25 protein-coding genes are annotated in these 18686 nt (G+C 57.0%); 13 read left to right on the top strand and 12 right to left on the bottom strand.

Annotated features, from left to right (window positions below; translation table 11 throughout):
* Positions 1–588 precede the first annotated feature (588 nt).
* From VHN57_RS15245 to VHN57_RS15235, 3 genes are read left to right on the top strand one after another with little or no spacing between them, the layout of a single operon-like run.
* Positions 589–1221 (top strand): hypothetical protein, encoded by a 633-nt coding sequence (locus VHN57_RS15245; protein ID WP_169859999.1) that lies wholly within the window; start codon positions 589–591, stop codon positions 1219–1221.
* A gap of 4 nt (positions 1222–1225) precedes the next feature.
* A complete protein-coding gene (locus VHN57_RS15240; RefSeq protein WP_169860000.1) occupies positions 1226–1786 on the top strand; it encodes a hypothetical protein in 561 nt (186 codons plus the stop codon).
* Between the two features lie 10 nt (positions 1787–1796).
* Positions 1797–2105 (top strand): hypothetical protein, encoded by a 309-nt coding sequence (locus VHN57_RS15235; protein ID WP_169860001.1) that lies wholly within the window; start codon positions 1797–1799, stop codon positions 2103–2105.
* Between the two features lie 46 nt (positions 2106–2151).
* Here VHN57_RS15235 and VHN57_RS15230 read toward each other — a convergent pair whose 3' ends face one another.
* Together VHN57_RS15230 and VHN57_RS15225 are read right to left on the bottom strand one after the other, a co-directional pair.
* Complete coding sequence (locus VHN57_RS15230; RefSeq protein ID WP_423284375.1) at positions 2152–3423, bottom strand: MBL fold metallo-hydrolase; 1272 nt, start codon at positions 3421–3423, stop codon at positions 2152–2154.
* Positions 3420–4370 (bottom strand): hypothetical protein, encoded by a 951-nt coding sequence (locus tag VHN57_RS15225; RefSeq protein WP_169860002.1) that lies wholly within the window; start codon positions 4368–4370, stop codon positions 3420–3422. The genes VHN57_RS15230 and VHN57_RS15225 overlap by 4 nt, the downstream gene beginning before the upstream one ends.
* A 147-nt stretch (positions 4371–4517) precedes the next feature.
* Between VHN57_RS15225 and VHN57_RS15220 the strand changes: the two genes are divergently transcribed.
* Complete coding sequence (locus VHN57_RS15220; RefSeq protein WP_169860003.1) at positions 4518–4955, top strand: hypothetical protein; 438 nt, start codon at positions 4518–4520, stop codon at positions 4953–4955.
* On the opposite strand, the gene VHN57_RS15215 is transcribed toward VHN57_RS15220, so the two are convergent.
* From VHN57_RS15215 to VHN57_RS15205, 3 genes are all read right to left on the bottom strand, one after another.
* Positions 4952–5512, bottom strand: coding sequence for a hypothetical protein (locus VHN57_RS15215; RefSeq protein WP_169860004.1), 561 nt, complete (start codon positions 5510–5512; stop codon positions 4952–4954). The two genes, VHN57_RS15220 and VHN57_RS15215, sit on opposite strands and share 4 nt — an antisense overlap.
* Before the next feature lie 78 nt (positions 5513–5590).
* The gene (locus tag VHN57_RS15210) at positions 5591–6061 is read right to left on the bottom strand and encodes a hypothetical protein (protein ID WP_169860005.1); all 471 of its coding nucleotides are present in this window, start codon (positions 6059–6061) and stop codon (positions 5591–5593) included.
* The gene (locus VHN57_RS15205; protein ID WP_169860006.1) at positions 6061–7020 is read right to left on the bottom strand and encodes a hypothetical protein; all 960 of its coding nucleotides are present in this window, start codon (positions 7018–7020) and stop codon (positions 6061–6063) included. Before VHN57_RS15205 ends, VHN57_RS15210 begins: the two co-directional genes overlap by 1 nt.
* Positions 7021–7054: 34 nt before the next feature.
* Between VHN57_RS15205 and VHN57_RS15200 the strand changes: the two genes are divergently transcribed.
* Positions 7055–7273 carry a hypothetical protein gene (locus VHN57_RS15200; protein ID WP_169860007.1) on the top strand — a complete coding sequence of 73 codons (219 nt, stop codon included), beginning with the start codon at positions 7055–7057 and terminating at the stop codon, positions 7271–7273.
* On the opposite strand, the gene VHN57_RS15195 is transcribed toward VHN57_RS15200, so the two are convergent.
* Both VHN57_RS15195 and VHN57_RS15190 read right to left on the bottom strand, forming a co-directional pair.
* Positions 7267–7698, bottom strand: a complete 432-nt coding sequence (locus tag VHN57_RS15195; RefSeq protein ID WP_169860008.1) for a hypothetical protein — start codon at positions 7696–7698, stop codon at positions 7267–7269. The genes VHN57_RS15200 and VHN57_RS15195 overlap by 7 nt on opposite strands.
* A 3-nt stretch (positions 7699–7701) precedes the next feature.
* Positions 7702–8307: a DUF805 domain-containing protein gene (locus VHN57_RS15190; RefSeq protein WP_169860009.1), complete on the bottom strand. Its 606-nt coding sequence runs from the start codon at positions 8305–8307 to the stop codon at positions 7702–7704.
* A 74-nt stretch (positions 8308–8381) separates the two neighbouring features.
* Here VHN57_RS15190 and VHN57_RS15185 point away from each other — a divergent pair, with 74 nt between their 5' ends.
* From VHN57_RS15185 to VHN57_RS15155, 7 genes are all read left to right on the top strand, one after another.
* Positions 8382–8642 carry a helix-turn-helix domain-containing protein gene (locus VHN57_RS15185; RefSeq protein ID WP_169860010.1) on the top strand — a complete coding sequence of 87 codons (261 nt, stop codon included), beginning with the start codon at positions 8382–8384 and terminating at the stop codon, positions 8640–8642.
* Entirely contained in the window at positions 8639–9022 is a 384-nt protein-coding gene (locus VHN57_RS15180) for a hypothetical protein (RefSeq protein ID WP_169860011.1), read from the top strand. The genes VHN57_RS15185 and VHN57_RS15180 overlap by 4 nt, the downstream gene beginning before the upstream one ends.
* A gap of 192 nt (positions 9023–9214) precedes the next feature.
* On the top strand, positions 9215–10435 hold the full coding sequence (gene dcm / locus VHN57_RS15175) for a DNA (cytosine-5-)-methyltransferase (RefSeq protein ID WP_169860012.1): 1221 nt from the start codon (positions 9215–9217) through the stop codon (positions 10433–10435).
* Positions 10436–10441: 6 nt separating this feature from the next.
* On the top strand, positions 10442–10891 hold the full coding sequence (locus tag VHN57_RS15170) for a very short patch repair endonuclease (protein WP_328805872.1): 450 nt from the start codon (positions 10442–10444) through the stop codon (positions 10889–10891).
* A complete protein-coding gene (locus tag VHN57_RS15165; protein ID WP_423284366.1) occupies positions 10892–12220 on the top strand; it encodes an MvaI/BcnI family restriction endonuclease in 1329 nt (442 codons plus the stop codon). It abuts the gene before it with no gap.
* A gap of 13 nt (positions 12221–12233) precedes the next feature.
* Positions 12234–12443 (top strand): hypothetical protein, encoded by a 210-nt coding sequence (locus VHN57_RS15160; RefSeq protein ID WP_169860015.1) that lies wholly within the window; start codon positions 12234–12236, stop codon positions 12441–12443.
* Positions 12440–13294 (top strand): GIY-YIG nuclease family protein, encoded by an 855-nt coding sequence (locus VHN57_RS15155; RefSeq protein ID WP_423284363.1) that lies wholly within the window; start codon positions 12440–12442, stop codon positions 13292–13294. The genes VHN57_RS15160 and VHN57_RS15155 overlap by 4 nt, the downstream gene beginning before the upstream one ends.
* A 3-nt stretch (positions 13295–13297) precedes the next feature.
* Here VHN57_RS15155 and VHN57_RS15150 read toward each other — a convergent pair whose 3' ends face one another.
* The gene (locus tag VHN57_RS15150) at positions 13298–14521 is read right to left on the bottom strand and encodes an IS256 family transposase (RefSeq protein WP_423282641.1); all 1224 of its coding nucleotides are present in this window, start codon (positions 14519–14521) and stop codon (positions 13298–13300) included.
* A gap of 171 nt (positions 14522–14692) precedes the next feature.
* On the opposite strand from VHN57_RS15150, the gene VHN57_RS15145 reads away from it, so the two are divergent.
* The gene (locus tag VHN57_RS15145) at positions 14693–15445 is read left to right on the top strand and encodes a hypothetical protein (protein WP_169860017.1); all 753 of its coding nucleotides are present in this window, start codon (positions 14693–14695) and stop codon (positions 15443–15445) included.
* 137 nt (positions 15446–15582) lie between these two features.
* On the opposite strand, the gene istB is transcribed toward VHN57_RS15145, so the two are convergent.
* The 4 genes from istB to VHN57_RS15125 form a co-directional block, all read right to left on the bottom strand.
* Positions 15583–16389 carry an IS21-like element helper ATPase IstB gene (istB, locus tag VHN57_RS15140; RefSeq protein ID WP_069338825.1) on the bottom strand — a complete coding sequence of 269 codons (807 nt, stop codon included), beginning with the start codon at positions 16387–16389 and terminating at the stop codon, positions 15583–15585.
* Entirely contained in the window at positions 16379–17902 is a 1524-nt protein-coding gene (gene istA / locus VHN57_RS15135) for an IS21 family transposase (RefSeq protein ID WP_423283371.1), read from the bottom strand. Before istA ends, istB begins: the two co-directional genes overlap by 11 nt.
* A gap of 96 nt (positions 17903–17998) precedes the next feature.
* On the bottom strand, positions 17999–18301 hold the full coding sequence (locus tag VHN57_RS15130) for a lasso peptide biosynthesis B2 protein (protein ID WP_423284360.1): 303 nt from the start codon (positions 18299–18301) through the stop codon (positions 17999–18001).
* Between the two features lie 10 nt (positions 18302–18311).
* On the bottom strand, positions 18312–18611 hold the full coding sequence (locus tag VHN57_RS15125) for a PqqD family protein (RefSeq protein WP_278983302.1): 300 nt from the start codon (positions 18609–18611) through the stop codon (positions 18312–18314).
* Positions 18612–18686 lie beyond the last annotated feature (75 nt).

The following is an 18686-nucleotide window of genomic DNA, read 5'->3' as shown; positions in this document are numbered from 1 at the left end:
CTGAGATCGTCGATGACACCGGTTTAGGGGAACGTCATTCAGATGACTTCGGAGAACGGCGTTTCCGCTTTGGTTTCGGGGGCAATGCCGGTGCCGGTAGCGTAAATTTGGGGCATGGACCGAGCCCTCGGAGAAACGCAATGAGATCGTCGGTCGGCGTTCGAATGGGAGAGCGAGGCTGCTGAACCAAAGGGCCATTGTCGACAACGAGGCGGAGCGCGGGGCGCGCTGGTGGGGATGATGGATTCTGCATAATCCAACCGTAGGAAACCGGGCTTCCGAGAAGCCATATGTTTCGTCATAAATTGCGCATCGTCCCAGAACACATAGGTTTCAAGACTGTCCATCGTGGGAAGGCCGCATCGTTGAAGTGATCAGAGGCTGCGCTTCAGGAATATGACGGCGGGCGAAGGAGCCCCTTATAGATAGACTGCGATTGGCCATAGAAGCTTTACGCTTGTCGGCCGAACCCGCTTCCGCTCTAACCACCTGATGCAGAACCGATATGTTGGGGACATCGGCGATTTCGTCAAAATGGCGATCCTTCGCGCACTTTGTGGTAACAGGCACTTAGGCGTCGCATGATGGTTGTATCCGGATGAGGATCACAATGCCGACGGTCGGCACATAGACTATCTCCATCAGCCCGAACGCTGGCGCTCATACGATGCAGACCTCTTTGATCGCCTCCGCATGATAGTGGATGCTGGAGTTCGACGTGTTTCCGAACTTGAAGCCGCCGACCTGCTGCCCAACGCCATCTATTGGAATGCAGCGGTGCCGACCACTGGTCTGACCGTGGAACGCCGAATGTCCCGACAATCATGGTTCGAGGCGGGCCGAGCGATGCTTGCATCATGCGATGTCGTCTTCGCTGACCCGGACAATGGCCTAGAGACCAAGAATTTCGACCCCGGCGCGCGAAAGGCAGGAAAGAGTATCAGTATTGCCGAGCTTCAGGCGCTAAACGCCCCCGGTCGTGCGCTAATCGTCTACCATCATCAGACGCGAATGGCAGGCGGACATCATTTCGAACTTAAACACTGGGGTGGCCGCTTGCGCGAGGCAGGCTTCAACCGGGTCGACGCCTTACGAGCCTCTCCATTCTCCGCGCGCGCCTTTTTCCTGTTGAATGCCGATGACGAGATGCGGGATCGGGCAATGCAACTTTCGACGAGATGGGGCGATCGCTTGACGTGGCATCCCACCCTTGGAGCTTAAAGGCATGGAAACGGACCGCATTAGTTTTTCGGAAGTCATCACCGAAGCAAGTAGGTTCCACAACGATCTGGCCATTGCGATACAGAATATAGCGGCCGAAGCTACCAACCATTGGTGCGCGCCGATTCAGGATGCGTTGGCACTCGGCAAGATCGAACTGGAGCGCAGTCTTCAGTCTCGCTTCCCGTCTGAGAAGCGGCCTGCGGTCTACAAAATCGCTATCCGAGGCGAGGAACCGCACCGGACATACAAGGCGTTTGAGAAAGGGCGGGAAACACCTCGGATTCGAGCGTTTGCACGTTTCCCAGCCTCGTTCGTCCCGTCGGAAACACTTTACGTCGGAAGCAGCCGTTCGCTGGTAAAACGTTTACTGGAGCATATGGGACACGGCGCTGAAAAGACCTATGCGCTCCATATGCGGCATTGGGCTACCGACATTGATGGGGAATTGTCGATATCGGCGACCTTTCTGCCATATGAAATCTCGAAGGACGTGCTTTGCGCTGTCGAGGATGCGCTGGCGCGGAATGCGAGGCCGATGTTTGGGCGTCGAGGATCGGTATAGGAAATACACCATGACTGCACCTGACGAGACCGGCACATCGCAGCCCGAATTCATGTTCCCTGAGGTCATGGAGGCAGTGTCGCGGACCATAGCCGCCAAGACTGAAGAGATTATCCGTGCAGCCGATGCCGGGGAGCCGCCGGTCATAGTGCTGATCCCCGAACTTGGCGATATGATCTCGGAAGGCTTCTATTGGCGCAGGGCCGATGCGGCGATCAAATCATTGCTCTCGGCCGAATTTGAGGTTGCCGGGAAGAAGCCCGTGGGGCTGGTAGGCCTCCCCAGAGGACGCTGCTATCGGCGCGTCAGCACCGGATAGGATCAGGGCGCGAAATGTGCGTGCCCGCTCTGCGCCAGCACGCCCGCTATAAGGACAACGTTTCCCCATCCCGCAATCGGCAGATCGCCGGAAAGCCCGCCAGATTTTCATCCCAGTTAAAGCTGTGGATCGGAACCAGCCTCTTCGGCGCAATCGCTTTTGCGAAGGCCAGCAGGTCCGCAGGCGATGCATGACCGCTGGTGTGGATGTGACAGCTTGCCGCACCACCAGCGGTCAGCCATTCCACCAAGGGCGCGCCGGAGCTTTCGAGATAGCCGCGCCACATCGACCAGCACCATGCATCGTCACCATCCGGCACGACGCCGCTCCTGTCATAATCTGCAATCAGCGATCCGCGCAGCATGACGACCCAACGTGCCGCATTCCTTGCCAATGCCCTCCCTGAAATGGCGTGGCCAGATTGCGCGATACGATCGACAAAGGCTTCCATGCCCTTTCGCTTATACATCCGGGACATAGTGGATGTGATGACGACCTTGAGTTGATCGAAGCCGGGCTGCGGCAGTCTTCCATGCTCTGCCAGCATTTCCAGAACCTCAGCGGTATAGAGGTCCACGACCAGCGTTCTTCCGGCCTTCTTCGCGGCGCGATACAGGGTGACCGTGCGATCGACATTCTGAGCCGACCAAGCAACGAACACCCGTCCTTTCGTGCGCCCGAACAACCCTTCGAAGTCAGCTTCCAAGTCACTTTCATGGGCAGTAGGTTTCGTGCTGCCCAGATTGGTGCCTTCCATCAGCAACGCATCGACCGCTGCCGGAGGACTGGACATCATCCTGTCGACCAACGCTGATTTCCGGCCGTGTATCCGGAAGTCGCCAGAATAGAGGATGCGCTTCCCCGCTGCCTCGATCAGCAACATGTAGGCGTCAAAAGCCGAGTGATCGGTCAGATAAGGCGTCACGCGGAACCGACCGAGATCGAGAGGCTGGCCACTGCGCCACGGTAATATGTCGCGGTCTATCACCTTTCCGGTGATACCAGCGGTCAGTCGCATCAGCTTGGCGGACGCCTCTCCGCTATGGATCGTCCATGACGCAGGGAGTTCTTCCAGCAGCCCATAATGATCCAGATGGGGATGAGAGATGAGGACATGGGCGTGGCCAGCCCGGTCGAGCGAAGCAGGCAGCAAATCAGTGGCATCATTGGGCGCATCAAGAGGACGCCCGACATCAAGGATCAGGCGTTCCCCGGCACAGGCAATCTCGATGCAGTTTCCACCGATCTGCTCGCTGGACCGATGGATCGTCAGGTCCACCATCGAAACCATGTCGTCGCTCGATGTCGAACCCGTCATGCCGACACTGCCGCGCCGGGAGCGACGCCCGTTGCCAGACGCACGCTGGACGCCGAACCTCTGGCAATTAGGCGATCAGGACTAAGCGCAGTTGTCAGTTTCTCTTTATGTTTTGCCCAAACCGGCCCTATCCGCTGATCCTCGTCAAACACGGACACGATCAAGATCGGAGCCGTGTTGATTTTCAGTTTATCGATTTGTTGCAGGGCAGCATCGGCGATAGTTCGCCGCAAATCCGGAACACCACTGAGCGACAAGAGGTTTTTGCAGGAAAGCTCGAACCCCTCCCGTATATCCTTCGTATATTGCTTCAGAAGGCCTTCATATGTCGCTATCTGCGACAGCACCTTGGCATCGCCTTCGGCACGGATTTCCTTGTTCCCGAACAGCTTGGCCTCATAGAAATCGAGGACCGGCGCAGCATCTTCCCAGCGGAGTGCGACTATATCAATCCTCTTGGCGCTGGCCCCTTCGCCGGGGCTGGCATCGGTCGCTTCTTCTGCGTCCTTGGTGAGCGCCATCTCAACATCGACGACATTCCCATGAGCCTTGATCACCGCTCCGACGAATTTCTTCTCCTCGCCCGCATAGACCCGCGCCGCCGCCTTCAGATCAGCCACATCGTCCAGACCGCCGATGAAGAGCCCCTTGGCGCTATCCCAATGTTGCCCAATCTGAAATTGACCGCCGACAGCGCGAACATAGGGACGTGCAGCAGATGGCTTTAGCAGATATTTATAATGGGTATCGGTGATGATCCCGGAGCCATCGAAGCTGACCTTCGCAAGGCTGCACCCTCGGTAGTAGATGTTGAGATAGTTGTTACGGATAGCGACGAACAGATCAGGGTCGGCCAGCATTTTTCGCCACCATGAGCCTTCCGGCGCTTCGTAGAGGCGGTTCAGCGCCTCAACAAAATCCGAAGACAGACCCTGCCGATATGCCATTCATTTTCTCCATCGCCATTCTCGACGGCATCTAGCGGGCAAATCATTGAAATTGTCTGGATGCCACCCCAAAAAGCTGATCCCACATCATGACTCTGACCGCAGATAGATACACGATCAGCCACATCTGAAAGCGATGGAGTTCCAATGCCGAACGAACAGCCGGTTTCGGCCGAATATAATCCAGACGGTCCCTGTGTCGGGATATTCTGGCGTGTTCAGACCTCCGCCGGGCCGAAGCTCGTCAGCCATGTCGTCAGCCTGACTGACGCAGACGAGTATGGTGATTTCCTCACCCACCCCACCGGCCATTATGAAATTTGGGAAGGCTGGCGGGAGGCCGGGGCAGCGGCCCTGAAGCGAACGGGACTGCCGATTGAGATCGCCTCATCGGAGTATGAAGAGCATCCGCGCGGTCGTGTCGTATTCGACCGCCGCGCGGAGAAGTTCATCATTTACGCGGATCGGCGGCTCCAGAAGGCTACGATTATTTCGGACATCGTGGAATTGTTTGCCATCGGCGGCCATTCCCACATTGTGCGATCCGATTCACATTATGTCGCTCAACCTACTCCCGATCGTTAAGACGCCATCAGCGCCGTAACCTTCTCAATCTGGGTGGCCTTCTTTGCCCTGTCGGGGTGGGGCAGGCCGATGGCTTTGACCTCATGGCCACTGGCCGTGGGATAGCTGTGCCAGTTCAAAGGTTCGACCAGCGGACGTGCCTTTTGACGTTCCAGCGTCGGCGGAAACTGATCCCAGCCCTTCTTCGTGAAGACAAACAGCTTGTCTGGCTGATGCTCGTCGAGGATGCGCTGCACGCGGACACGACCCGCGTCATTCTGTTCTTTTGTCCCGTTGTTGGCCCATTCAGACCGCGCGCCCACAAAGCTGGGCACGAAGTTGAAGAACAGGACCGAATTCCAGAACGCTGCGCGGTCGTCATATCCAAAATATCCGGGCACACGATTGAAAAACTGAATATCGGGATACTCTCCGGAAATCACCTTCTTGAGGCAATCCTCGGTCATTCCAGAATGATCCGGATCATCAGACGTATGGGAGTGTCCGGCGATAGCAATTCGTTGCCCCGAAATGCCGCCCTTGTATCCGGCAGGACACCATTCTTTATGCTCAACCATTACACCCCCAGTTATTCAGATGAACGCGTCATTTTGTGGCCCCTGCTGATCTGAAATGGAAGGTCATATTCAAAGAATTTATTTCAGATCGACGCTGGCAATATGTCCGGCTGACTTAGCCTGCTGGAGCAGCGCCCATGTTGCGCCGCCATTGCTATAAAATTCCAACACCACTGCTTGACGCAAATGCCCATTAACCCACCGTTGTAGAGGAGCGAACAGATGATCAGCCCACAAATCTTCGATCGTTGGAAAATGCGCTCGCTCTGCCTGCGAGCATAGCGCGCAGCACCATCCACAGGGTTCGTGAACGGGCACGAGATCATCGTCCCACAGCCTGTCATAAACCTCACCACTCCAAGAGGCGAGGACACTCATACCCGCAGCATGCGCATATCCATGAAGTGCTTCGCCGCCGACAAGAAAGTTGATCTCGACCGCATCGCGATGCTCGCAAGTCTCGAAGGCCATCATATCATGGATATCGACGGTGACGGCGAACCATCCGCTGAATGCATGGATGAAAGGACGATCTTGCCCGCAGACCATTAGATATCCCAGTCCGCATAATGGCGGGACAACCGGCGCAGCGCCTCCATTGCATTATCGCTCCGGTCGACCATTCGACGGGTCATGATGCCATTCCTAGCGGCGAAGGCATAGGCGGCATCAGAGACGCCAGCAGGAACGTTGCCATTGCGATGACCATAAACGCCCTCAATCAGCCAATAGCCCTGACTGCGATCGTAAGAGATCAATACGTTCTGCCCATCATGCTGGAATTCGCCAAATGCATGTTCGGCAGACAGCAGCGCGGTGAAGTAGCGGCGGCTACAGTTGCGGTAGCGTTTGGCGGTTGCGGCCAAATCCAGACCATCGATAATTGGCCGATAGCCGTCACAGGCTCGGATCGGACCCGCCGGAAAAGGCATCCGAAAGGACCACCGCTTGATCGTATCGGCAAGCTTGGTTGACCGACGGAGCGCCTCGACAATTTTGGTCCGATCGAGCCCGCGCCGCTCCAGCAGATCGACGGCAAGGACGATGTCGGCAGCCTGCGCCTTGTCCTTGATCTTCGCGCTGATCCGACTGTCGGACAGATCGACAGGGAGGCTTGTGATGATCGAAAGGCGATCGGGGCCCAACGTGGGCGCGCTCTGAACGGCGGTGATAGCGTGGCGCGGCCCGCCGTTCAGAATGCTCCAAAGACGCGGGTAGAATTCTCGATCATGAGGTTGCGCGCCACACTTTGCCAGAGCACTCCGAAAACCGGCCGGGACATGATCATAGGCCATAAGGAGGATCGCGTGGTGTCGATCCTTCATGAGGATACGCGCGATTTCCTCATTGCCATGGTCGGTCGGTTTCGCCGTGGCCAAGAACGCCGCGACCACCTGACGGCGCTCTACACCGGCACGCAGCATGTATCCGGCGAAGCCCGGCCGGACACTGTCCAACGCGACGATGCGGTTCAACATCCACCCCGAGATCGGCTCGATGGACTCCATAACAATATCTCCCTTCAAGCAGGTTCATATTGTCATGAGGACAGCCTTCATCGGTTCGCGTTCCTGCGCTAAATACTTCATGGAAAATGATAATTCACGAAATTTCTTCACCAACCTGTTGGAGCGTAAGGCCCCAGCCATCATCGAGCGCCGCCTCGCAAAGGGCGATCCAATGGATGAGGTCGAGGATTTCTTGATGCTGTTCTGCTGGAGCGGGCCACGAGCGGCCATACAGAAGCGGCGCGATCAATAGGATGTGGGGCCGCCACCATTGCGCATTCGATCCCATGCACCCGGTGGCAAATTGTCCCGCATGTGCGGATCAAAATCCTGAATAGCGTCATCGACGGCGGCCTTCATCTGTTGCTCAGCTTGCCGTTGCTCAGCAGCTTCACGCGCAGCATCCGCCTCGTCCGTATCGTAGGCGATCATTTCCTCGCCATCTTCGTCGATATAGACGCGGTATCGCATCTCGATTTCGACGTTGTTTTTGTAGATCGCAGTGCCATGGCAGACCAAATCCTTGGGGGAGCGCGATGTTTCTCGCGCTCCGGTGATCTTCAACAGGCCCTGCTCCATCGCGACGACCTCCTGCTCAATGCCATCGCAGTCCCGGATTGGCTCATCAACACAGGCGGCCATCCCCAGAAACAAAAGCGGCGTGCAAGGCCATTTCATCGATCAGCCTTGCGCCAAGATCGCTGCTTTCTGGCTGAGGAACTCGTCTTCGGATAGCAACCCACGGTCACGAAGCGATCCGAGCCGCTCGATGCGGGTCATCGTATCGTCGGCGGAGGACGCCTGAGCGGGCGGCGTCCATCCCGACGCGTGATCGTTAACCGGATACTGAGAACGGGGAGCTTCGAGCATTTCGACACCATCCGGATAGCCGTATGCGTTTTCGCCTTCATCGCCGCGCTTGACAGCAACGTAAAGGGTATAGCCGACACCCACTAGGATTACACCATAGCCTTTGAAAGCCCCCTGAGCAGTCTCGGCGTTCGCAATCAGGAAAATGCCGACGACGGCCAGAACCGCATAGAAGGCCAGCATCTGCCCCGAACGCCCCGTATCGTGATAGCGCCGGACAGTGACGGAAATCTGGGGAATCGCGCATACCAACCCGATCAGGCCGGTGAGAATTCCGATGCGGTCGCCAATCACATACTCGACCAAAGAAGCCGCAACCATGGCGGACCACATCAGCGCGTGGAATTGCCAAAATTCCGCGCGACCCGAACGGCCAGAAAAATCAAAAATGCGCGAAAAAGGACGAAGACCTTCCATCGATACCCCCCTGAAAATCCACGGCATTTATATTCCAAAATGGAATACACGCAAGCCGCGATTAGCCGGACTTGGTGGCAGGACCAGCTTATTCTGAAGAACGACGGATCATCGCCCGTATTATTCGGGAAGCCCGAGAACGCGTCGGGCTGCATCAAGCCGTGCTCGCTGAGCGGATTGGCAAAACCCAGAGTTACATCAGCAAGATTGAGGGGAGCCACCAAGGGGTGGACGTGCTGGTTCTTTTGGACATTGCGCAGGCATTGGAAACTGATCCGGTCGAGCTTTTCTCCCGAATTTCCTCCGAGGTTGTCCGTGCACAGGGGCATCGATGACACCATTCAGCGAGGGCTCACAGCGACAGTTCAGGCTTCCGCCGCAGTCAGGCATTGCCGCCGGTGAAACCATTCGTGTATCTGCCCGCGATATGAGCGTAGAGACCGAACTGGCACAGGTTACCGACCGCATACGGAGGCAACACGATGTCGCGCCGTTTCTGCAACGGTTGCATGCAACCAGTCAGATGCACCTGATGCCGATGCCGGGAGACATGATGGAGATCGTGTCAGCATCACCGGATTATATCCAGCCAGAACCCGGCTCGCCGCCCGTCTGGCTGCAAATCGCCGCCGGGAACGACGCTGCTGAGCTTGTCATTTATCGCTCGGAGGCTGACAGCAATTTATACGTTTTTGTCCCCATTCAGGTCGGCTGAATTTGCCCTTTTTGTGGCCGGGCAAGGGGTGTCTCGGCAATCAGCTTAGCCGTTCTGGTGAATTTCGCTCTACCAGTCGTTGCGGCGCGAAGATGCATGAGATATGGAACAAATAGAGAATATTTGCGAGAGAGGCACTTGCCTTTCTGGGCAGCTTTATGACATGGTGTCGAAAATTGTCCCAGAGGTTTCATGATCAACGAATTCGCCGCCCTTCGCATCCGCGCCGGTCTTTCGATCGACGATGTCGCGCTCATGACAGGGTATAGCGCCCGTCAGGTCCAGCGCTGGGAGGCCGGTGATGGAAAACCACGTGAAGCTGCGGTCGGCCTGTTGAAATCAATGGCATCTGTCGCGCCAGCGCCATCTACAAGTCGCTTCAATTTCATCGACCTGTTCGCCGGTATTGGCGGCATTCGCAAGGGATTCGATGCGATCGGCGGCCATTGCGTTTTCACGTCTGAATGGAACAAGTTTTCCCAGCAGACCTATGCCGCCAATTTTCGCGACAATCACCCACCTCACGGCGACATCACTACAATCGGCGCAGATGACATTCCCGATCATGACGTTTTGCTCGCAGGTTTTCCCTGCCAGCCTTTCTCGATCGCCGGTGTTTCCAAGAAGAATTCTCTCGGCCGCTCCCACGGCTTTGCGGATGAAACTCAGGGAACTTTGTTCTTCGATGTGGCACGCATTCTGAAAGCGAAGCACCCCTCGGCATTCTTGCTCGAGAATGTCAAAAACCTCACCAGCCACGACAAGGGGCGCACTTTTCAGGTGATCCTGAAGACGCTCACGGAGGAACTGGGCTATAAAGTCTGGCATAAAGTCATTGATGCCCAGCATTTCCTCCCGCAGCATCGGGAGCGAATCGTTATCGTTGGCTTCAGGGAAGATGTCCCATTCTCGTGGGATGATCTGAAGCTCCCTGCGAAGGGCAGTGTCCGCCTGAAAGCCATCCTGCATCCCGAAGATGCGTCGGAGAAGCCCGAAGCCGCCTTCACGCTTGGGACGAACGCTGCCGTGAACGGCAAATACACTCTGACGGATAAGCTCTGGCAATATCTTCAGGGCTATGCGGACAAACACAAGGCTGCCGGTAATGGCTTCGGCTTTGGTCTCGTCACCCCGAACGATGTCACCCGGACACTGTCTGCCCGATACTATAAGGATGGCTCCGAAATCCTTGTCAGTCAGGGCAAAGGGAAAAATCCCCGCAGGCTGACTCCCCGTGAATGTGCGCGCCTGATGGGTTACGGAGATGACTTCAAAATCCCGGTTTCCGATACGCAGGCATATAAGCAATTCGGCAACTCCGTGGCCGTGCCGGTCTTTGAAGCCGTAGCCCGGATTATGCAGCCCCATATCCAGACGCTTGTGGAAGCAGGCGATCAGCGCAAAGCCGCCTGAGGCTTGGTGGACGTCCATGATGCCGTGACCCGCAGCCGGAATATGGCTGCAATCAAGGGCAGCCATACCAAACCGGAATTACAGATCAGAAAGGCGTTACATGCAGCCGGGCTTCGATATCGGCTGCATGTAAAGGACCTGCCCGGCAAACCCGATCTGGTGTTTCCGCGTTTCCGGGCGGTGATCTTCGTAAATGGCTGCTTCTGGCATCAGCATGATTGCCACCTGTTTAAATGGCCTGCCACACGCGAGGAGTTCTGGCACACCAAGATCGCCCGTAATGTCGAGAATGATGAGTGGGCTATTGCGAGCCTTAAGGCAGCCGGTTGGCGTGTAGCGATCATCTGGGAGTGCGCTCTGAAAGGCAAAGCCAGAATAGAATTTCCGACGGCTATGCAACGTCTTATCGCATGGATACAGTCTGACGAGCAGGCTATCACCATCAGGGGCGGATAATTGGTCGGATCACTTGGGCAGTTGCTGGACCTGATGCGTCACAACGGCGCATCCCGCATCTACGCAAAGAAACTGGCCCCCAACGACAACTCCAAGAATCAGGTTTATCTGGGAGGCGACTTTTCGGCCCTGAACATAATCCCTCACGGGAACATCTACACCGATGGAGCCGAAATCGCTGGAGCGGTCCGGGATCGGGCAAAGGCAGCGGTCGATTTCTACTGGATCGACAATGACGGCAGACATCATGCGCCGAACACCGGACTGATCCTCTATCCAAAATATCCTGAAGTCCGCATGTCCGGGTTTCTGCTCGGATGCCGTGGCGCTCCGTCAGGGATCATGCGAGTGCGCGATGAAGGCCGCGTGCTGATATTGGGAGTCGCTCCTCAAGGTGAGGTGATGGGTTATGCCGCAGACGCGGATCATCCCGTGACTGTCGAACTCAATGCGCGAGAATGGCCCACGATAGGGGTCTTCCTCGAACTTCCGCTGACGCTCGCGCAACAGGAAAGTCCCAAAACAATCCTGCTCAATGAATTACGTCGGATATACGAGCTTCAATGGATTATGTCCCAGAAGTTAGCTGCCAATGGGGTAAAGGCCCCCTATGCGGCCCGAAATGGCGGCGGATATACGCTGGAAGCTGAACTGGGCATCACCCCCAACGGCTGCGCAGAGCCCGACTTTATGGGGTGGGAAGTGAAGCAATATGGCGTGGGCGATTTCATAACCTATCGACCAAAGTCTCCTGTCACGCTTATGACCCCTGAACCCACCGGAGGAATATACCGGACCGACGGGGTCGCTGAATTCCTCAGGAAATTTGGGTATCCGGATCAGTCAGGGAAACCAGATCGGCTCAATTTTGGCGGTCGTTATGATTGCCAGCGCCAAGCTAATCATCTCACCGGCTTGCGAATGACTATGGAAGGTTATGACAGCACGAGCGGGAAGATCGTTGACCTTGATGGCGGTATGACGCTTGTCGATGATCAGGATGTCATCGCTGCCTCATGGACCTTCAAGGGCCTGATGGCTCACTGGAATCGTAAGCATGCGCAGGCAGCCTATGTGCCGTCATTGTTCCACACACCGCCGCCAGAATATAGCTTCGGTCCGCGCATCTTACTTTGCGAGCAGACCGATTTTCTGCTGTTTCTGAAAGCGTTCGCCGCCGGTGTGATATATTATGATCCGGCGGTGAAAATGGAAAATGCGTCTTCGGCAGCACCTGCGATCAAGCGGCGCAGCCAGTTTCGTGTCGGTCATACGGAGCTGGCCCAACTTTATCAGAGGTCAGAAACAATGTCTTTCGTGCCGGGATGAAACGGAGAACAACATGTCGAATTTCAAACCGGGCGGCGATGCGAAGGCAATCTCGCGTATCGCTTCGGAGCGATACGGCAGCTTTCTTGCCATGTTTGAGAACCACGGCTGGCCCGAGCGAGGATCGGATATGATGCGCAAGGTGCAAACGCGGGTGAAAGAGGAGTATGGGAGCGTATCGGCGTTCGTCGCACAGCATGACGATGAAGTGGAGAAAAGTTGAACTTTCTTTGCGATGCTGTCGGGGTTCGCAGCGTTCTGCGCGATCATCAGCCCCATTATGTTTATGTTCTTTGCCGCCCCGATGGGGAGCCATTCTATGTCGGGAAGGGTGTCAAACTCCGTTGCCTTCACCATGAAGCCGAAGCCCGCAACACACGGCTTCTGACTCACAAACTGAATGTCATCCGGAGTCTCCACCGAAAGGGGGGTGCAGTTCAATATCGGATCGATAGCTCCTACCCCGATGAACTCTCTGCTCATTCGCGCGAACGTGCCCTCATCACTGAGATTGGTCGCCATGACCTTCGGCGTGGCCCGCTGACCAACCAGACTGATGGCGGGGAAGGCGCATCAAACCCATCAGAGGAAAGCAGGCAGCGGCGGCGAGATTCGCTTTGGGGTGAAGCAGATGATCCAGACCGCAATCTGATCAACAAATGGTTCCAGAAACTGACACCAGTAAAGTCAGTCCCAATCAAACCCGTAGCTACATTCTCTCGGGCGGCCGGTCTGTGGAAAAACGACGACACGATTGGCATGAAGCCCCGGCAAGCTGGGGCAGTAGTAGCGACAGCCCTCGCTAATGGCATTATGCTGGAGGCAGGATGCCTTCTTCCCCGGAGGCTGCATGTTGAGGGTGTGGAATACATTATCGAAAATGGGGTCGGCCGAGACATGGTATCGAACGGCATGATTGAGGTCCATGAGGACATCGTGACGCGCGAGACATTGCGGCTGACCGCTTCAGGTTTTCAGTTCGTGCTGAGCATCTTTGGATCGAAGACGCTTGTAGATGCAGGTCTGCTTTTACCTGGGGACTATCAGGAATTTCGTGTGCGGCGAGGCGGTTGACCATCAGGCCGTCATGGCCCTGATGAAACGTTCGCCGAAGAGCACGGCAAATTGCGCCTTCGCCATGTTCCATTCGCGCGGTGGCATTTTCCACTCTTTTTCCGATCGGTTCAAGATCAGATAGAGCAGCTTGGTGGCGGCCTCATCACTGGGGAAATGGCCCCGGGCACGAACAGCGCGGCGAAGCTTGGAGTTCAAGGCTTCTATCGAATTTGTGGTGTAGACGATCCGCCTGACCTCATCAGGAAAGGCGAAAAATGGGATGACCTCGGGCCATGCTCGGCGCCAACTCTGGCCGATGGCGGGATAGCGCTGCCCCCAGAAGCTTGCTTCGAAGGCTGTCAGCGCTTCCTCGGCGGCCACTGCATCAACGGCACGGTAGATGGCTTTCAGAGCCATTCCGAGCGCCTTGCGATCCTTCCACGCGACGAAATCCATCGAGTTTCGCAGCAAGTGTACGATGCATGTCTGGACCATCGCTTCGGGGAAGACCGCATTGATGGCGTCGGGAAAGCCCTTGAGGCCATCGACGACGGCCAGCATGATGTCCTCGACGCCGCGGTTGCGCAGTTCATTCATGACGCGCAGCCAGAATTTGGCGCCTTCATTCTGTTCCAGCCATAGCCCCAAGATTACCTTGGTGCCGTCGGCCATGACGCCCAGGGCGATGTGGATAGCTTTATTGCGGACCATGCCCTCATCGCGGATCTTGACCCGGATCGCATCGAAGAAGACCAGCGGATAGGCCGGGTCCAGCGGGCGTTGCTGCCAGGCCGCGACTTCCTCCAGCACAGCGTCGGTGATCGTGCTGATCAGATCGGGCGAAGCATCAATGCCATATAGTTCGCGCAGATGACCCGTGATCTCCCGGGTGCTCATGCCGCGCGCATACATCGAGATGATCTTGTCGTCGAAGCCGGGGAAGCGCCGCTGGTATTTGGCGATCAGCTGCGGATCGAAACTGCCGGCTCGATCGCGCGGCACCTCGATCTCGATCCGCCCGCTGTCGGTCGTCACCGTCTTGCGACCATAGCCATTGCGGTTGTTGCCGACCTGGTCATTGTGCCCGAGATGATGATCCATCTCCGCGTTGAGGGCCCGTTCGGCAAAAGCCTTCTTCAGGGAATCGAGCAAGCCGCCCTGGCTGAGCGCCGCCGCCGCGTCAGTGCCGGCCAGCAACTGATCGAGAATGTCGTTCGGTATCGAGGGTTCTTTCCGTCGTGACATATTGGGTCTCCTTGTTGCCCATTATGCCTCGCCGCACACGAAATTCCTGATAGTCCCTTTACCTGAGACAATTCCATAACAAATCGTCAACAACAACGGTGGGAAAATTCCCGGATTTCCTTTTTATTCCATACCAATATCCTCCCGCCAGCAAAGTTTATGGAGGCTAATTTGCTGGAAGCATACCGGAAAGAACTGCTAGCCGCCGCCGAGGCTGACGTGATCAAATGGTGCGGCCCGCATGACCTGAAGATTGGCCGCAACCAGCCTGACACGCACTGGCTGATGCTCTTTCAGGGGCGCTATGGTGGTCCGGTAACAGCCGAACAGGCACACCGCTTCCTTGTCACATTCCAATTGACCATGTTCCGCACTTGGGACGTCGACGCTGCGGCCGAAGCAATCCGGGACACGAGCGAGGCAAGTGAGTTTACTCCGTTGACGGCGATACCGGCTCTGAGTGCGCGTCTCGCTCCACTCGTTGAACGCAGCACGCAGGAAACGTCAGCGGCGAGCAAGATCGCAACTTTCGCGCAGCCGACCACTCGGGTCTATATCTGGGATAAGCTTGCCACGCGATCTGCCCGCTATCGAGACTGGGTCCGCAGCGGCGGAACGGGGAGAAAGAAACTCGGTAGCCTATTCGTCCATGAGGGCAGGCATGATTATCCCGCCTATTATGCGGCCTGCGATCGAGCCATGGAAGATGAGCGGGAAAGGCCGGATTTCATTGCTGCGCGTGACCGACTGATTGCCCGGTTCCGCGCCGGTGACGGCATCATGTCCGAAGCCGCGATCGCCACCGATGACTTCATCGAACGTCGTTTGCTCGACAAGCTGATGTTTGCCGAGGGGAACCTGCTGCGCCGGAAAAAAGGCGGCAATGACGGGGATGATGGTGCACCGATTTTGCTAGCTGCATGACGAACTTTGAGATGAACGGCCATGAGCATGATGCTCATGGCCGTTCCAACCCCACCTACCTATTTCTTGTCCTCGAACTGTTGATTTCCACTGAGAAGTGACCCGGGTTTTCCATCGAGAAGTGACCCGTCTGCGGATTATGTTTCGGGTGTCATGGGTGGGTCAACCCGTGGTTTTCTCCTTTGGGTTCTGGCCTGCTTGGCAGAGCTGTTTTTGAAGCGGAAGCTATCGTTGCCGGTCTCCAGGATGTGGCAGTGATGGGTAAGCCGATCGAGAAGCGCCGTGGTCATTTTGGCGTCGCCGAACACGGTGGCCCATTCGCTGAAGCTCAGGTTTGTGGTGATGATGACGCTGGTGCGCTCGTAGAGTTTGCTCAGCAGATGGAAGAGCAGCGCGCCACCTGAAGCACTGAACGGCAGATATCCAAGCTCATCCAGGATAACGAGATCGGAGTGCAGGAGGCGATTGGCGATCTGACCGGCCTTGCCCTGTGCTTTTTCCTGCTCGAGCGCATTGACCAGTTCGACCGTCGAGAAGAAGCGGACGCGCTTTCGATGATGTTCGATGGCCTGGATGCCCAGCGCCGTTGCCACATGGCTCTTGCCGGTGCCAGGACCGCCGACCAGCACGATATTGTCGGCGATGTCGATGAAGTCGCAGCGATGCAACTGACGCACTAGAGCTTCATTGACCTCGCTACTGGTAAAGTCGAAGCCGGCCAGATCGCGATAGACAGGGAAGCGCGCGATCTTGAGCTGATAGGCCACAGACCGAACCTCCCGTTCTGCTGTCTCGGCTTTGAGCAACTGGGAGAGGATCGGGATGGCGGCTTCGAAGGCTGGAGATCCCTGTTCCATGAGATCGGTGACGGCCTGCGCCATGCCATGCATCTTGAGGCTGCGGAGCATGACGACGATGGCGCCGCTGGCAGGGTCATGACGCATGACGCTTCTCCTTGCGCAGATCATCATAGCGTTCGACATTGGCCATCGGCTCGCTGACCAGTTTGAGCGCCTGGGGCGCCGTCACCGGCGGCGTGGAGATCGGTTTTCCGTCGACCAGCCTATAGAGCAGATTGAGGATATGGGTCTTGGTCGGAACGCCAGCCTCCAGCGCCATGGTGACCGCCGTCAGCACCAGTTGCTCATCATGATGAAGAACCAGCGCCAGTATTTCGACCATTTCCCTGTCGCCGCCGGGATTGCGCAACAGATGTCGCTGCAGACGCTGGAACGCATCGGGTAGCTCAAGGAAGGGCGCTCCGTTGCGCAGGGCGCCGGGTTTGCGCTGCACGACCGCCAGATAATGGCGCCAGTCATAAACCGTATGACCTGGACCGTCGTGAGAGCGGTTGATGATGCGCTGATGTGCGCAGATTGGCTGCCCCTCGGCGACGACCTGGAAGCGATCAGGATAGACGCGCAGGCTGACAGTGCGATTGGCGAAAGAGGCCGGTACGCTGTAGCGATTGCGCTCAAAGTGGATGAGGCAGGTCGGCGATACCCGTTTGCGATATTCCACAAAACCATCGAAGGGCCTGCCCGCAACCATCAGACACTCAAATTCATCGGCCCAGGCATTGGCAACCGACCCGGGTTCGATCCCGTGAGAGATGTCCTCCCATAACGCCTTGCAGCGCTCCTCCAGCCACAGGTTCAGCGCATCAAGGCTCTCGGCCTGCGGCGTGGGTTGCCACAGACGGTGCCGCGCATCCTGGACATTCTTCTCGACCTGCCCCTTTTCCCATCCCGCAGCCGGGTTACAGAACTCGGCTTCGAACAGATAGTGGCTGACCATCGTCAGAAAGCGTGCGTTGACGGTGCGTTCCTTGCCACGCCCGACCTTGTCGACGGCCGTGCGCATATTGTCATAGATACCCCGGCGCGGCACGCCGCCCAGCACGCGGAAGGCGTGATTATGGGCGTCGAACAGCATCTCATGGGTTTGCAGAAGGTAGGCGCGCACGATGAATGCCCGGCTGTAACTGAGCTTGAAGTGCGCGACCTGCAGCTTGGTCCGAACCCCGGCAATGATTGCCCAGTCCTCACTCCAATCAAACTGGAAAGCTTCCCCCGGCGCGAACGACAGGGGCACGAATGTCCCACGCCCGCCAATCTGTTGCTGGCGCCGATAATCTTCGCGCCAGTCCCGAGCAAAAGCGGCAACCCGGTTGTAGGATCCTTCATAACCCAGGCTCACCAGATCGGCGTGAAACTGCTTGATCGTGCGCTTCTGCTTGCGCGATCGGCCCATCTCGCGCCGCAGCCAGGCCGCCAGATGCTCAGCAAATGGATCCAGTTTGCTTGGTCGATCAGGCACCTTGAATCGCGGATCGATCGTCTCGGACCGCAAATATTTGCGGATCGTGTTGCGTGATAGTCCGGTGCGCCGCGCTATCTCCCGGATCGGTAGATGATCGCGAAAATGCCAGCGCCGGATAACGCTCAATAACGCCATGTCCAACACTCCATATACCCTCGCTTGCCAAAGCCAGGGACGAGTTCAACATGGGTCAATTCTTAGTGGAAATTTACGCCCTACCCGGGTCACTTCTCAGTGGAAATCAACACCCTTGTCATCGCGCCGCACACCGATGCGGATCCAACTGTGATGGCCGATCCAGGCGAGCAGCGTCCGGGTCGCCACCGCCTGGGTCAGGCAGGTGGCGCCGGGAACCAGGCATGCGGCGAGCTGGACTGCGCGGGCCGTGGCGTCGATCCAGCGCCGATCGCCGACCCCCGCCGATTGCGGCAGCCATGCGACCAGCCGGGCATAACCGGCAAGGCTGAGCGCCAGGCGAACGCCGACGACCACCGGCAGGGCGATCGGCAGCATGATCGCTTTGCGCAGGCGCATGCCGGTTCGATCAGGCTGCCAGGACATGCTGAACGCGTATCAACGCCGATTGCGACAGCTTCGTGAGCAGCGCTTCTAGATCCCGCCGGCAACGGTCTGCGTCGACATTGAAATGCTGCATCAGGCTGGCCTGCAGGTCGGCTACACTGGTCGGTTCGGCAATCGCCTCCCAGACGTGAATGCTGACCTTGTTCATGGCGAAATAGCGGCTGGAATCGATGTCCAGCAGCACCCGTTCATTGTCGAGGTCGCACAAGACGATCTTGGGATCGGCTGTGACCAGTGTCGTCGATAACCATTGTTGGCTCATGACCATGTCCCCCTTTCTTGTTTCCGCGTGTCGGCAGGCGGAAGGACGTCCCCCTCGTGCGAAGAGGACGTCCAC

It is taken from the genome of Sphingobium salicis subsp. salicis, assembly GCF_049472635.1.
GTDB lineage: Bacteria > Pseudomonadota > Alphaproteobacteria > Sphingomonadales > Sphingomonadaceae > Sphingobium > Sphingobium yanoikuyae_A.
The sequence above is the reverse complement of the archived record's forward strand: the minus strand, read 5'-3'. Positions and strand labels throughout refer to the sequence as shown.